This window comes from Leucobacter luti, from assembly GCF_019464495.1.
GTDB lineage: Bacteria > Actinomycetota > Actinomycetes > Actinomycetales > Microbacteriaceae > Leucobacter > Leucobacter luti_A.
In genome coordinates, this window is record NZ_CP080492.1 from 2,668,242 (window position 1) to 2,681,439 (window position 13,198).

The following is a 13,198-nucleotide window of genomic DNA, read 5'->3' on the forward strand; positions in this document are numbered from 1 at the left end:
GTTTTCGCGGCCTTCCGCCGTATGGTGGCGGTGTGTGGAGTGTAGATCGGCGTCGACGACCGGAAACGGTGCGCGACGAAAATGAGGCGCAGGGCGTCACCGCTGAGGCGGTGCTGCCGCGAGACGAGGGTGCCCTCGCGCCATCCCCCGATCCGGTCCCGCGACAGGAGACTGACTTGACCACACAGCTCACCGGCCCGGTGTCGCTGGTCGACGCATACGCCGACGAACACGCGGACTGGCGCCGCGAGGCTGCCGGAATCGGTGGACGCAACCCTCTGCTTCACTTCGACGACCGCCCGGCGAATCGCATCGAGCTGTCGACCACTCACCCCGGCGGACTTCCACAGTTCATCACGGGAAACAAGATCCTGCTGTCCGCCCTGATCCGCGACGATCTGGCACTGCGCCACGCGCGCGCAGCCGCTGGCCGCGTCACCGACAAGGCCATTGAGATGCGCACGGTACGCGGGATCGAAACCGTGAATCTGGGCGTCGGCATCGCGAAGTGGACATTCGAAGGTGAAGAGTTCTGCGCCCCTGTGCTGCTGCGCCCGCTCGCGATTCGCCGCTACGGGCGAGACTTTGAGCTCAAGCTGAAGCAGTTCCCTGTCGTCAACCCTGAGTTGATCCGTGCCCTCCACGCGCAGTTCGGGATCGTCCTCGACGCGCGCTCCCTCGTCGAGCTCTCTCAGTCGGAGGGCGTATTCAAACCGCAACCCGTGATCGACCGCGTCCGCCAGATGGTGGCCGGCGTTTCGGGGTTCGTCGTGCAGCCACGACTTGTCGTCTCGTCGTTCTTTAGCGTGGCGCAGGGTATGGCCGGCGCAGTGAAAGATCTTGATTCCCCGATCCTCGCGGCGGTGTGCGGCAGCGAGCCGGCTCGAGAGCGGCTCGCCGCGAGTTACCGTCCGGTCAGCGCGACACCGTCAGACGAACGCTCACCTGATGTTGACCGCTACCTCTACGACGCCGATGCCGAGCAGGACGATGTGCTCGCCCAGATCGATGCTGGGCACTCCATTGTTGTTCACACGCTCCCCGGCACAGGTGGGACACAGACCGTGGTGAACGCCATTGGCAGCCTCGCCCGCGACGGCAAACGCGTCCTCGTGGTCTCCCCCCGAAGGGCAACGCTCGACGGGATCACGCACCGCCTCACTCGTGCGGGGCTCGCGGGGCTGTCAGTCGGCCCGCGCCGTCTGCGTCGCAACTTGGTCGAGTCGATCAGCCGCAATGAGAACGCACGCGCTGAGCAGCTCGGCGAGGTCGATGCTGCCCTGACCCGTCTGCGCGGCGTGCTGCGGGACTACCGCGGTGCCCTGTCGGGCGCTGACACGCGGTACGGCGTCTCCCCGCTGGACGCGCTGCGCCGGCTTACCGTGCTCGCGCTGAGCGAGCGTCCGCCGAGCACGACGGTCCGTCTCGACGACCAGGCGCTGGGTCAGCTCACGCTGGATCGTAGCTCGATGGCTGAAGCGCTGACTGAAGTTGCCCGCCTGGGGCAGTTCCAGTACGGTCCCGAAGACTCACCGTGGTACGGCGTCAACTTCAGCACCACTGAAGAAGCACGCACCGCGTACGGCCTCGCCGTAGATCTCGCAGAGTCGCAGTTGCCTCGGTTGATTTCCATGGCGAACGAGGTCATCGGCCAGACCTCGATGCGCCCGTACGAGACGATCGCAGAGCTCGGTGTGTACCTCCGCTTGCTGATGGGGATCCGAGACACGCTCGATCGCTTCACCCCGGCCGTGTACGACCGCTCGCTCACCGAGGTCATTGCTGCGCATGCCCCGCGCGGCGGCGACGAGATGTCGGCGGCAAACAAGCGCCGCCTGCGGAAGCTCGCGCGCGAGTACGTGCGCCCGGGAGTGCACATCACCGACATGTACTCCCGCCTCGTGCAAATCCAACAGCAGCGCGTGCTGTGGCAGCGCTACACAACCGTCGTTGGCGCCCGTCCTGAGGTGCCGCTCGGGATCGCCGATGTTGTGGTGGCGTACCAGTCGGCGTACCAGGATCTTGACGAGCTGGATCGGGTGCTCGGCGTCGCCGCTGACCCGGATCGGCTGAAGAACCGCTCGCTCGGCGCGCTCGCCACGCAGATCTCGGATCTGGCCCGCGAATCGGAGGTGCTCCAGAACATCCAGGAGCGCACGATGATCGTGGAGCGGATGCGCGCCGCGCACCTGGAGCCGTTGCTCGACGACCTCTCCGCCCGACATGTCCCTGCGGAGGATGTTGCGAGTGAGCTTGAGCTCGCCTGGTGGCAGTCGGCGCTCGAGCGCATGTTGCAGACGAACCCCGCCCTGCTGAGCGCAAACACCGGAGTGCTGGAGCGCCTTGAGGCTGACTTCCGACTCGTTGACGATGCGCACGCTGGGGCGAACGGCGCACTGCTCGCGGCAACGCTCGCCGACGCCTGGCGCGTCGCGGTGCTGGATCACAAGCAGGAGGCGCTCGCGATGCGCGAGACGCTGCGCCGACCCGATGCCTCAGTTGCCGCGCTCGCGCAGGGTGCCCCGCACCTGCTCGGTGTGCTTGCCCCGGTCTGGACCATGTCGCCATACGAGGTCGCGCAGCTCCCCGACAGCATGCGGTTCGACACTGTCCTGCTCGTTGACGCTGGCGCGACGACGCTGGTCGAGAACCTCGGCGCGATCCGCCGCGCGACGCAGGTGGTCGCGTTTGGCGACACAATGACGCAGACGCCGTCGCACTTCGAGATCTCCGTTGGCGCTCCCGTTGACGATGCGAGCGACGCTGAAGCACTCCACCGCCGTTCGGCGTTCGCCGAGCTCGGCGAAGTGCTGCCGACGCTCACCCTGACTCGCAGCTACCGCGCGGGCGGCGAGGATCTCACGCACCTGGTCAACACGCGGTTCTACGACGGCGCGATCCAGTCGCTGCCGTGGGCCGGCAGTTTCCTTGGACACTCGAGCCTCACCTATGAGTTTGTGCCGGGCGGGCAGGGCCTCCCTGATCAGCAGACCGGTGCGGTGGAGAGCACCGATGCTGAAGTGGATCGTGTCGTGCAGCTCGTCCTGGAGCACGCGAGCGAGCGCGCAAGCGAATCTCTCATGGTGATTACGGCAAGCGAACGGCACGCAGTGCGTGTCTACCAGGCCGTGCTGCAGGCGTTCTCGAAGTTCCCGCAGTACCGCGACTTCCTGCTCGGCGAGCGAGCTGAGCCGTTCGCCGTGCTGACCCTCGAGCAGGCGACGGCGCAGAGCCGCGATCGCGTGATTTTCTCGATCGGCTACGGCCGCACGCCGCACGGTCGCGTGCTCTCGAACTTCGGCGGCCTGGGCCGACCGGGTGGCGAGCGACTGCTCGCGGTCGCGATGACCCGCGCACGCCGCGCCATGACGATCGTCAGCTGCTTCAAGCCGGCCGATCTCGACTCAGCCCGCATCAAGCACGGCGTGGTTGAGCTCGCGGAGCTGCTCGCCCTGGAGCACCCGGCCCCTGAACCGTCGGCGCTGCCCGCTGAGCGCGACCCGATGGTGGGTGAACTCGCAGACCGCCTCGAAGCACTCGGGCTCACCGTGGCGCTGGACTACCGGGGTGCAATCCCGCTCGCGGCTTCCTTTGATGGCCGCGCTATCGCGATCGACATCGACCTCGGTGATGGATCCGACAGCCTGCGTGACACGCTCAGGCTGCGCCCCGCAGTGCTGCGCCGGCTCGGCTGGCACTACCACCGCGTGCAGAGCTTCGACCTCTTCGCTGACCCGGATGAGGCCGCGCGTCGCATCGCGCGGATCCTGGGCCACGAGGCTGAGGAGCACGCTGCGGCGGCTGGCCGCGCGTGACCGATCTAGCATCAAGCGGCCGCGCCAGTCTCGGCGCGCGCAGCGGCCGGCTCCCGCGGGCGTTGATCCGCGGCCCTCTGAACACCCGCTCGACGAGCAGGCCGCTGAGGACCGCACCGAGGGGTGGGGCGGCGAAGGGGCTGCGGCTGCCGGATCGGCGGAGCGCGCGAACGAGGAGCGGCTGCGCCGCGACAAACCGCCGCACTGGGGCTAGTCGGAACGAGTGCGAGTCTGCCCGATGCGAGCAGGAACGCTTAGGAGCTGCTGGAGGATCCGGACGAGCTGGATGATCCCGAGCTCGATGAGCTGGAACTCGATGAGCTGGAACTCGACGATCCTGAACTGGAGGAGCTCGAAGAGCTGGATCCTGATCCTGATCCTGATCCGCCGGCGCGCGAATCGGTGCTGTAGAAGCCCGACCCGTTGAACGAGACCCCGAGGGATCCGAAGACCTTCCGCAGCTTGCCCTCGCACTCGGGGCAGACGGTCAGCGCGTCATCTGAGAACGACTGATAGATGTCGAACGCGTGGCCGCAATCGGCGCACCGGTAAGCGTAGGTAGGCACAATGACCCACCTTAGCCGGTCAGGCGGAGAAACGCCTGATGCTCGCAGGAGTCACAGTGCCCGTGACGGGAACGTCGTGGGGATCGCGGGGGAGCTCTGCGAAGACGTCGGCCTCGAACACCACGGCGTACACCGGGGGGAGCGGATCAAGCGCCGCGAGCGCGCGATCAAAGTAGCCAAGCCCCCAGCCGAGCCTGGTGCCCGTCTCATCCACCGCGCAGGCGGGGATCAAGAGCAGATCAGCGGTGCTTGCCGCGGTGACCGGCAGGCGCTCGCCAGCTGGTTCCAGGATGCCGTGTCTGCCTGGGATCGGCGGGACTGCGCTGTGCAGTGCCCACGCGAGCGCTTGATCCGGCAGCGAAACGGGGAGGAGTACCTCGACGCCGTGGGCGAGCGCCCACGAAAGGAAGGCGCGCGGATCCGGCTCGGTCGCGGTGGGGAGATAGCAGCTCACGCGGGTGGCGCCGGTGCGCTCGACGAGCTCGATGAGACGTGCTCCGAGCGCTGCTGCGTCGCTTGCGCGCTGGGCGGCGGAGCTGGCGGCCCGGCGCTCTCGCACCGCGTTGCGCACGCTGCGTTTGCGCTCCGAGGCCGCCGTCACCATGGCATCAGCCTAGCTCCAGCTGTGCTGAATGCGGTGGTGCAACTTTGCGCGCGGTGCACCCCACATTAGGCTGGCGTGCATGACTGAAGTTCAGCGCGCCCAGAAGCCGGCCGTTACCAAAGCAGTAATCCCAGCGGCAGGCCTCGGCACTCGCTTCCTCCCGGCGACGAAGGCAATGCCGAAAGAGATGCTCCCCATCGTCGACAAGCCTGCGATTCAGTACGTCGTTGAAGAGGCTGCCTCGGCTGGTCTGGGTGACGTCCTCATCATCACGGGGCGAAACAAGGACAATCTCGTCAACCACTTCGATAGCGTGCCCGAGCTGGAACACTCACTGGAGCGCAAGGGCGATGAGGGCAAACTCGGCAAGGTGCACGAGTCTAGCGAGCTCGCAGAGGTGTACTTCTTGCGCCAGGGCCAGCCGCTCGGACTGGGCCACGCGGTCGGTCGCGCACGCGGCCATGTGGGGAACGAGTCTTTCGCCGTGCTGCTCGGGGATGACCTGATCGACGCTCGTGATCCGCTGCTCGATCGCATGATCGCCGAACACGATGCGCGCGGTGCCACTGTGATCGCCCTCATGGAGGTGCCGGAGGAGTCGATCCACCTCTACGGTTGCGCTGCCGTCGAAGCCACCGACGATCCGGACGTAGTGCGTATTACCGGTCTTGTTGAGAAGCCTGCCGCGGGAGAGGCGCCGTCGAACCTCGCAGTGATCGGCCGCTATGTGCTCCGCCCTGAAATCTTCGACATTATCGATGAGCTTCAGCCGGGACGCGGGGGCGAGATCCAGCTCACCGATGCGTTGCATCACCTCGCCGAGGGCAAGGGTGAGGCTCCCGTGTACGGCGTGATCTTCCGCGGGCGTCGTTATGACACCGGCGATCGTGCGGACTGGATCAAAGCAAACGTCCTGCTCGGCGTCGACCATGACGAGCTGGGCGCGGAGATCTCGGATTGGGTCATCGACTTCGCCGAGCAGCTGCGCGCGCGACGCGAGGGCTAGCAGGCAGTGCCTCTCGGCCGCGTGATTGAGGAGCCCGTCCCGCTCGCCGCGGGACGGGTCTCGCTTCGCGTGGTGCGACCGCGTGACGCAGAACCGTTGCGGCAGCTGCTTGTGAACAATCGTGGCTGGTTGCAACGCTGGGAAGCGACGCACCCCTCTGGGCGGAGTGTGGTGCCCGGATCCACGTCGATGCGGCCCACGATCCGGCTCTACCGGAAACAGCTGAAAGCCGGGAGCGGCGTCCCGTTCGTCGTGCTCTTCGACAATACGGTGGTCGGACAGCTCAGTATTTCGGAGCTGTCTGGCGGAGCGCTGCAGTCGTCGCAGATCGGGTATTGGATCTCGGAGCACGTGGCCGGGCGGGGGATCGCGCCCACAGCGGTTGCGCTTGCGATGGACTACGTGTTCACCGTACTTGGCCTCCACCGGGTGGAGATCTGTATTCGCCCGGAAAACACTGCGTCGCTGCGAGTGGTGGAAAAGCTCGGCATGCGCTCGGAAGGGCGGCGAAACGCCTACATCCACATTGACGGGGACTGGCGCGATCACGAGTGCTTCGTTGCGTTGCGCGAAGAGGGGCCCATGCTCGCGCGTCTGGAGCGTGGGGGCGGAAGTCGCGTCTAAGACGCCAGCGAGCGCCAGCATCAGCGTGGCTGTCGGGCTCTGCCCGCCAGCGGCGCGCCGGGCGGCCGGCTGCGCGACAACACCGTACAGTGAAAGCCATGACTGGCGGTGTACTCGGTGGCGGTGTGATCTTTGTGGTTGCGGCGCTGCTTTGGGCCGCCGTGCTGGTGCCGGCCTGGACACGCAGGCGCGAATTCCGCGCGGCTGAGAAGAACGCGCTGCGGTTGCAGCGCACGCTACGGATCCTCGCCGAGACTGCTGAGGTGCCGCAGGAAGTTCGTCTCGAAGCGACGGCACGTGAGGCGCTCGCACACGAGAAGCTGCTGCGCACCGCGCAGCGGCAGCAGGAAGCTGAGCGCGCTGCCGACCTCGCCGAGGCGCGTGCCGCGTCCGTCCGCGCCGAGATTCGGGCGCAGGAGATGCGGCGACGCCAGGCCGCGGCTCAGCGTTCGGCGCGATTGCGGCGTCCGACTGCGCGCCGCACCCGGGCCTTTGCGGCGCTGGCCGCGCTGGTCGGTGTGCTGGGAACGCTCGTCGGGATCGGGCTTGCTGTTGCGGGGAGCGGGGCTGCGCTACTGGTGTGCTCCGCGCTGCTCGCCGTCGCCTCGGTGGGCGGGCTCGTGCTGCTCGCTCCCGGTCGCGTGCACGTTCCGACGATTCCCGCTGAGCAGGTGCTCGCCGAGGACAGGCCGATCGCGCTGCCTGAGGCGGAGCCTGTCGCGACCGGCACGACGGAAGATGCCGCTGCGGCTCACGCTGCGGCCCAGCGCGCCGCTGCTGATCGCATCGCTCGCGCTCGCAGCATGGCACGTGCGCGCTGAACGGCCGAACTCGCACGAGAATCAGACAGACTCGATCCTGCTGCGTGAAGTGCGCGCGCAGGTCGCGCGTGAGCGGGCTGGGGCTGCCCAGCCTGCCCAGGCTGCGCCCGCCGCTGAGACAGCTTCGGCGGCCCTGCCTGCGTCCGATGCTGTTGCTTCTGCCGCCTCTGCCGCCCAGGAAGCGCCCACTGCAGCACCGCGCAGGGCACCGATGTCACCCGCAGCAGCGCAGCAGCGCGCAGCGCAGCATCGCCTCCGCGGGATGGGCGTGATCGGTGACACCAGTGAGGGCATGCCGGATCTCGACGCCGTGTTGCGGCGCCGCCGCAACGCCGGATAGCGCGGATTTCGCGCAGGCCCTGCCCCGCTGCTACGATTATTCGCGGTAAGGGTCTGTAGCGCAGTTGGTAGCGCGCCTCGTTCGCATCGAGGAGGTCAGGGGTTCGATTCCCCTCAGATCCACCACCTGAAAAGCCCCGCTCCGCGGGGCTTTTTTGGTGTGTGGAGACGTGCTGGAGGCGCAGCTGCTGGCAGGGGGACGTGGGGTATCCGTGCCCGCCCGAGCCACGAAGCACGACCACGTCCGCGAGTGCATTCACCGGCTCGAGTGATCTCGGCGGGTGCCCGTTCCTCCCAGAGTTGGGGCAGCCAGATCTGTGCGTCACCAGCGCGTCGCACGAGGGTGATCACTCGCAGGATGAGCGGCGAGCGCGCCGGAACCGAGCCAGCTGGCGATGGATCCTTGAGCGCTCGCGGGGGCCGTTAGCTTGCGCCCCCGGCGGCGCTGGCGGCGACCAGCATGAACGTAAACGTCACCCAGTCGTTGAGGATGTGCGCGCCAGTAGAGACCAGAATGTTCTTGGTGCGAATGTACGCCAGGGTGAGCACGAGCCGTGCTGCGCCAATCACCAGGATGGCCTGCAAGACGTTCCAGTCGTAGGTCGGCAGGTGTGCGGCACCGAACCATACTGCGGTGATGAGCCAAGCTGCGATGACAGCCGCATTGCGTGACATCCCCAGCTTGGTATGGCACAGGTACATCACCGCGAGGAACGGCAGAATCGTGAAGATTTCCTCGCCGAACAACTGGACTCCGGTGCCCACGTAGAAGGCGACGACCTGGGCTGGCCCGCCGTCGAGCACCCCATCTGCGACAGCGTTCGGGGTCGCGCCGGCTGTTGCCGCCACGATCGTCCCGATCCCAAGTGACACCACGAGGTTGAGTAACCAGAACAAGACCATGTCCACATAGTCCATGCCGCTGAGCTTGTGGAAGAGCGACTTCCAGTATTCGCCGGTGAAGAGAATGAACAGCGCCAACGGAATCGCGGGGAAAAGGATGCGCGGGACGAGTGACTCAAAGTCGTTGGTGGCGGGGTAGAACATCAGCGTGAAGAATCCCGCCGCGCACGCGAGCACGATGAGGCCCCACTTCCACGCAGCCACCTGGACGGGTGAGTCGTTGTAGTAGGGGAAGTCTCTGCCGTCCGCTCGTTCGATCAGCCGCCCGAAGCGCTGGGTGCCGTGGGCTTGGTTCTGTGACGTCATCAGGACTCCCCGGGTCGTGGTGGTGCGATGTCGCGCGCTTGCAGTGTGCCAGCTGCATCAAGAATATGGGCCGGGCCCGGTGGTCTGCGGAAAAGCACTCGCCGTGTCAGGGAGAAATCGTGACAGGAGGCGAACGGTTGGCAACGCAATTGCCTTTCAGCGCATTCTGTGACTATCATCGCTAATGAGCGATACTAACGTTCTGTGGCGATGCATGGTGAAAGGGAAATCGAATGGGACTGGGACACGACCACGACGTGGCGGCGGCGCCGGGCAGCACACAAACTGCGGCTACCGCTCACCGGAAACGGCTCAAGATCGTACTCGCGATCTACCTCGCGATTATCGTGGCCGAGGCGATCGGGGCCTGGCTGACCAACAGCCTGGCCCTGCTCGCAGAAGCGCTCCATATGGCGGTCGATGGCAGTGGGATTCTCATCGCACTCATCGCCACCTACTTTGCCACTCGTCCCGCGAATGCACAGCGGAGCTTCGGAATGATGCGCGCCGAGATTGTGGCGGTGCTGATCAACTGTCTGCTGTTGTTCGGATTGGGAGGCTTCATTCTCTTTGAAGCAGTCGAGCGCTGGTTCAACCCGTCTGAGGTCGCAGGGGGCGGTGTCATCCTCTTTGCAGTGATTGGCCTCATCGGCGCAGCAATCTCGCTGACCCTGCTGAGCCGCGGGGCAAAGGAGAGCCTCAATGTCAAGGCCGCATTCCTCGAAGTGATGAGCGATGGAATTGGGGCTGCGGCGATCATTATCTCAGGCATTTTGAACCTCACGCTCGGCTGGAATCAGGGCGACGCAATCGCCGCGGCAGCCATCGGTGTGATCATCTTGCCGCGCGCATTCATGCTGCTCAAGCAGGCGATCAACCTCATTATGCAGGGCGTGCCCAAGGGCATCGATCTCGATGACGTGCGGGCCGAGATCGAGCAGACTCCCGGAGTGCACGGCCTCCACAGTCTCCATGTCTGGGGCCTCACGAGCGGAGTTTCGGTGATGTCCGCCCACGTCGTACCGGACCCCGCAGCGGTAGCGGAAGGCGGGAGTGCGCGCCTGCTTGACCGGCTCACGGAGAGTATGCGGGAGAACTTCGGGATTGAACACTGCACGTTCCAGTTTGAAGAGCCCGCTCACCTGCTCCACGAGGGAGCGATGCACCGCGATCTCGCTGGACTCACGAGCACGCCAGCGGTGAGCGGAGGTCAGCAGGTGGGCCATAGCCACTGATTCGGCTGGGCCAGCCCTGCTGGTCTCAGCTGGAGAATCGGAGACCAGCAGGGACCCGGCGTATCATCGAGACATGGCGATGAATTCTGAGGCCGATGTGCGGCCGGACCGTGAGCGTGTGGGCGAGGTTGTCGCGCTCACCCCAGCGGCGCATCTCTTCCAGAGCTTCAGCGATCCATCGCGGCTCGTGATCCTGCAGCACTTGCAGTTGGGTGAGCACCGTGTCGTCGACTTGACCCAGCACCTGGGACTCTCCCAGAGCACCGTCTCAAAACACTTGGCTTCGCTCAAAGATGCGGGCCTCGTGACATCACGGCCGGAAGGCCGCGCCTCCGTCTACTCGCTGCGCCACTCGCAGGAACTGCTGGAACTTTTTGCGGCCGCTGAGCGCCTGCTCGCGCTCACCGGGGACATTGTGACACTGTGCCCCGTGCATGGCACCGGGGTCGTCGCGACCGCAGACTGACACCGTTGCGCAGTTCGGCCGTGTCCTTCACCGCTGAGGCGAGGTGGCAGAGCACACTACACTGTGCTGGTGACACTCGCGCTTTGGTTCTCCCTGCTCACCGCCACGGTGATCATCAGTCTGACCCCGGGGGCCGGCGCGATCAACACGATGTCAAACTCGCTCACCGTGGGATGGCGGCGCTCATTCTGGGGTGTGGTCGGCCAACAAATCGCGCTCCTGCTGCACATCCTGATCGTCGCCGCCGGTGTCGGCGTGCTTGTGGCGAATTCTCCTGTGCTCTTCAACGCGATCCGCTGGCTGGGAGCGGCATATCTGGTCTATCTCGGCGTGCGTCTCATCGTGAGCCGGCCGGAGCCGGAAGCGGCGATGGCCGACACCTCGGGAACGAGCGCGTGGGAACTGCTCAGGCGCGGGTTCTGGGTGAATCTGCTGAACCCCAAGGCCGTAGTATTCTTCTTGGCATTTCTGCCTCAGTTCATCCGCCCGGATCAGCCACTCTGGCCGCAGTACCTCGTGCTGACAGCCACTGTTGTCGGGATCGACATGGTGGTGATGTGGGGGTTCTTTGCCTCCGCGGCGAAGCCGTTCCAGCGTTTCGCCGGGACCGTTCGCGGCCAGCGCACCCTCAACACCGTGTTTGGGGTGCTCTTCATCGTGGTGGCAGGGGTATTGCTGCTTGTACACTGACGGCCCGAGCGTTCTGCCTCCTGAAACGGGCGGTGCGCGTTTGCGGATCTGTGCAGAGGCTGGAGCGTCGCGTGCCGCTGCGCGCGTGAACGGTGAGGTGTCGTCCCTCGGATAGGATCGTGCTGTTCGCCAGTTCTGCCCGATTCGGGGAGACCAATCTCCCCGAGGTAAGGCATGGATCTATTCCCACAACTCGGTGTTAATCGTGCACTTCCGGCGCCGCTCTCCGACCAGCTCACCGAGCGGATCCGCTCCGCAGTACTTGCTGGGTGGATCGCGCCTGGCGAAGCGCTCCCGCCAACGCGTCGGCTCGCGGCCGCGATCGGGGTCTCCCGCTCAGTCGTGGTGGCGGCATATGAGCGCTTGACCGGAGAGGGCTATCTCGAGAGTCGTCAGGGCGCTGACACGCGGGTCACGCCCGAGCTGCCGCTGTGGCGCACAAACGACCCTGCACGTGCGCACTGTGGCGCAGCCGCGGACGAGCGCGCCGCAGCGGAGACCGAGCTTCCGGTGGGTTCCGCCCGCACGATCGACTTGCGTCCTGGCCGACCGCACGCGGCAACAGTACCGCCCCGTTCGTGGACGCGTGCACTCTCGGCGGCAGCGAAGCACCCCTGGCTGCCGGATGCCTCGGACTCCAGCGGAGAGGTGAGTCTCCGCAAGGCCCTCGCAGATCACGCCCGTCGCGCCCGGGGGATCGACTGCGCGGCCGACGACGTCGTGGTCACGACGGGCACTTCCGAGGCGCTCCTGCTCTTGGCACTCGCACTGTGCGAAGTGCACGGGCGTCCACCACGGATCGCGGTTGAGGATCCTGGATACCGCGAGGGCATTCGCGTGTTTGAGCGAGTAGGCGCGGAAATCGTACCGCTCGCAGTGGGAGTCAACGGGGCAACCGGAGCGGGACTGCGTATGCTGAGCGCGCAAGGCGCGCTCGACGCGGTGCTGCTCACGCCCAGCCATCAATTCCCGCTCGGCGGGCGGATCTCTGCCGCAGAGCGCTTGGCAATTCTGGCCTGGGCGCGAGAGACCGGCGCGCTGGTGATCGAAGACGACTATGACAGCGAGTTCCGGCACGCCGGAGCGCTCCTGCCGGCGATGGGGTCACTCGACCGAGGCGTCGCGACGATCACGACGCTGAACAAGGTGCTGTCGCCCTCCATTCGCTGCGGCGCGATCGTGCTCGGAAACGGGGACAGCGCTGAGCGCAGGAACGGCAACGAGAATGGACACCCGGGTGTCCTGACTCCCGATCTGGATCCGGATCCTGCGGTGCCTGCGGTGCCTGCTGCGCCCCGAGCGTCAACGGAGCTCCACACGCACCTCCGCGCCGCGCTGCACGCGGTCCGAGCGGACCTCGGGCCGGCCCATCCGCTGGTGATGCAGCTTGCGCTTGCAGAGTTCCTCGAGAGCGGTGGATTTCGGCGGGAGATTGCGCGCACACGCCGGGAGTACCGTCACCGCCGTGAGCAGTTGCTTGAGCAGCTGGCGGAGGCCGGTATCCCCGTGCAAGGTGCAGACGGAGGGCTCCACGTCGTGATCCCCGTTGGCGACCACGACGCGACCGCCGCGGTCGCTGAACTTGAGCGGCGCGGGGTGCTCGTGGATTGCGTGCAGCACTACCGATCTGGGCGGCTGGACGACTCGGCCTCGGAGCCGCCGGACGCACTCATCGTCGGGTACGGCGCCGAGCCAGCAACGAGGCTCCGCGCGGGGATCGCCGAAATCCTTGCAGTGCTGGGTGCACCGGCGGGCGAAGCCGCACAGCCGGCTTCGACTCAGAAGGCCCCACCTGCTGCCGCAGCACAGGCGTAGCATGTGAC

The 13,198-nt window shown here is 66.3% G+C and carries 12 protein-coding genes and 1 tRNA gene; 10 read left to right on the forward strand and 3 right to left on the reverse strand.

Annotated features, from left to right (window positions below):
* Positions 1–32: 32 nt before the first annotated feature.
* Positions 33–3,815 (forward strand): AAA family ATPase, encoded by a 3,783-nt coding sequence (locus tag K1X41_RS11920; protein ID WP_258566538.1) that lies wholly within the window; start codon positions 33–35, stop codon positions 3,813–3,815.
* 254 nt (positions 3,816–4,069) lie between these two features.
* Here K1X41_RS11920 and K1X41_RS11925 read toward each other — a convergent pair whose 3' ends face one another.
* Together K1X41_RS11925 and K1X41_RS11930 are read right to left on the reverse strand one after the other, a co-directional pair.
* Positions 4,070–4,381, reverse strand: a complete 312-nt coding sequence (locus tag K1X41_RS11925; protein WP_220174705.1) for an FmdB family zinc ribbon protein — start codon at positions 4,379–4,381, stop codon at positions 4,070–4,072.
* Positions 4,382–4,400: 19 nt separating this feature from the next.
* Positions 4,401–4,985 carry a 5-formyltetrahydrofolate cyclo-ligase gene (locus K1X41_RS11930; RefSeq protein WP_220174706.1) on the reverse strand — a complete coding sequence of 195 codons (585 nt, stop codon included), beginning with the start codon at positions 4,983–4,985 and terminating at the stop codon, positions 4,401–4,403.
* Between the two features lie 79 nt (positions 4,986–5,064).
* Here K1X41_RS11930 and K1X41_RS11935 point away from each other — a divergent pair, with 79 nt between their 5' ends.
* The 5 genes from K1X41_RS11935 to K1X41_RS11955 all read left to right on the forward strand — a co-directional run bounded on the left by K1X41_RS11935 (position 5,065) and on the right by K1X41_RS11955 (position 7,901).
* Positions 5,065–5,991: a UTP--glucose-1-phosphate uridylyltransferase gene (locus K1X41_RS11935; RefSeq protein ID WP_133615538.1), complete on the forward strand. Its 927-nt coding sequence runs from the start codon at positions 5,065–5,067 to the stop codon at positions 5,989–5,991.
* 6 nt (positions 5,992–5,997) lie between these two features.
* Positions 5,998–6,615 (forward strand): GNAT family N-acetyltransferase, encoded by a 618-nt coding sequence (locus K1X41_RS11940; RefSeq protein ID WP_220174707.1) that lies wholly within the window; start codon positions 5,998–6,000, stop codon positions 6,613–6,615.
* 98 nt (positions 6,616–6,713) lie between these two features.
* Positions 6,714–7,436, forward strand: a complete 723-nt coding sequence (locus K1X41_RS11945) for a hypothetical protein (protein ID WP_220174708.1) — start codon at positions 6,714–6,716, stop codon at positions 7,434–7,436.
* Positions 7,426–7,776: a hypothetical protein gene (locus tag K1X41_RS11950; RefSeq protein WP_220174709.1), complete on the forward strand. Its 351-nt coding sequence runs from the start codon at positions 7,426–7,428 to the stop codon at positions 7,774–7,776. The genes K1X41_RS11945 and K1X41_RS11950 overlap by 11 nt, the downstream gene beginning before the upstream one ends.
* A gap of 49 nt (positions 7,777–7,825) precedes the next feature.
* Positions 7,826–7,901 (forward strand) — tRNA-Ala (locus K1X41_RS11955).
* 297 nt (positions 7,902–8,198) lie between these two features.
* On the opposite strand, the gene K1X41_RS11960 is transcribed toward K1X41_RS11955, so the two are convergent.
* On the reverse strand, positions 8,199–8,984 hold the full coding sequence (locus K1X41_RS11960) for a CPBP family intramembrane glutamic endopeptidase (RefSeq protein WP_220174710.1): 786 nt from the start codon (positions 8,982–8,984) through the stop codon (positions 8,199–8,201).
* Between the two features lie 233 nt (positions 8,985–9,217).
* On the opposite strand from K1X41_RS11960, the gene K1X41_RS11965 reads away from it, so the two are divergent.
* From K1X41_RS11965 to K1X41_RS11980, 4 genes are all read left to right on the forward strand, one after another.
* Positions 9,218–10,219, forward strand: coding sequence for a cation diffusion facilitator family transporter (locus K1X41_RS11965; RefSeq protein WP_220174711.1), 1,002 nt, complete (start codon positions 9,218–9,220; stop codon positions 10,217–10,219).
* Positions 10,220–10,298: 79 nt separating this feature from the next.
* A complete protein-coding gene (locus K1X41_RS11970; protein ID WP_133615720.1) occupies positions 10,299–10,685 on the forward strand; it encodes an ArsR/SmtB family transcription factor in 387 nt (128 codons plus the stop codon).
* Between the two features lie 69 nt (positions 10,686–10,754).
* Positions 10,755–11,375 carry a LysE family transporter gene (locus tag K1X41_RS11975; protein WP_132201741.1) on the forward strand — a complete coding sequence of 207 codons (621 nt, stop codon included), beginning with the start codon at positions 10,755–10,757 and terminating at the stop codon, positions 11,373–11,375.
* Between the two features lie 174 nt (positions 11,376–11,549).
* A complete protein-coding gene (locus K1X41_RS11980; protein WP_220174712.1) occupies positions 11,550–13,190 on the forward strand; it encodes an aminotransferase-like domain-containing protein in 1,641 nt (546 codons plus the stop codon).
* Positions 13,191–13,198: the final 8 nt, after the last annotated feature.

Excerpts from the sequence above, each read along its gene's own strand:
- K1X41_RS11930 (WP_220174706.1), bottom strand. The coding sequence starts at position 4,985 with ATGGTGACGGCGGCCTCGGAGCGCAAACGCAGCGTGCGCAACGCGGTG.
- K1X41_RS11935 (WP_133615538.1), top strand. The coding sequence starts at position 5,065 with ATGACTGAAGTTCAGCGCGCCCAGAAGCCGGCCGTTACCAAAGCAGTA.
- K1X41_RS11945 (WP_220174708.1), top strand. The coding sequence starts at position 6,714 with ATGACTGGCGGTGTACTCGGTGGCGGTGTGATCTTTGTGGTTGCGGCG.
- K1X41_RS11960 (WP_220174710.1), bottom strand. The coding sequence starts at position 8,984 with ATGACGTCACAGAACCAAGCCCACGGCACCCAGCGCTTCGGGCGGCTG.
- K1X41_RS11965 (WP_220174711.1), top strand. The coding sequence starts at position 9,218 with ATGGGACTGGGACACGACCACGACGTGGCGGCGGCGCCGGGCAGCACA.
- K1X41_RS11970 (WP_133615720.1), top strand. The coding sequence starts at position 10,299 with ATGAATTCTGAGGCCGATGTGCGGCCGGACCGTGAGCGTGTGGGCGAG.
- K1X41_RS11980 (WP_220174712.1), top strand. The coding sequence starts at position 11,550 with ATGGATCTATTCCCACAACTCGGTGTTAATCGTGCACTTCCGGCGCCG.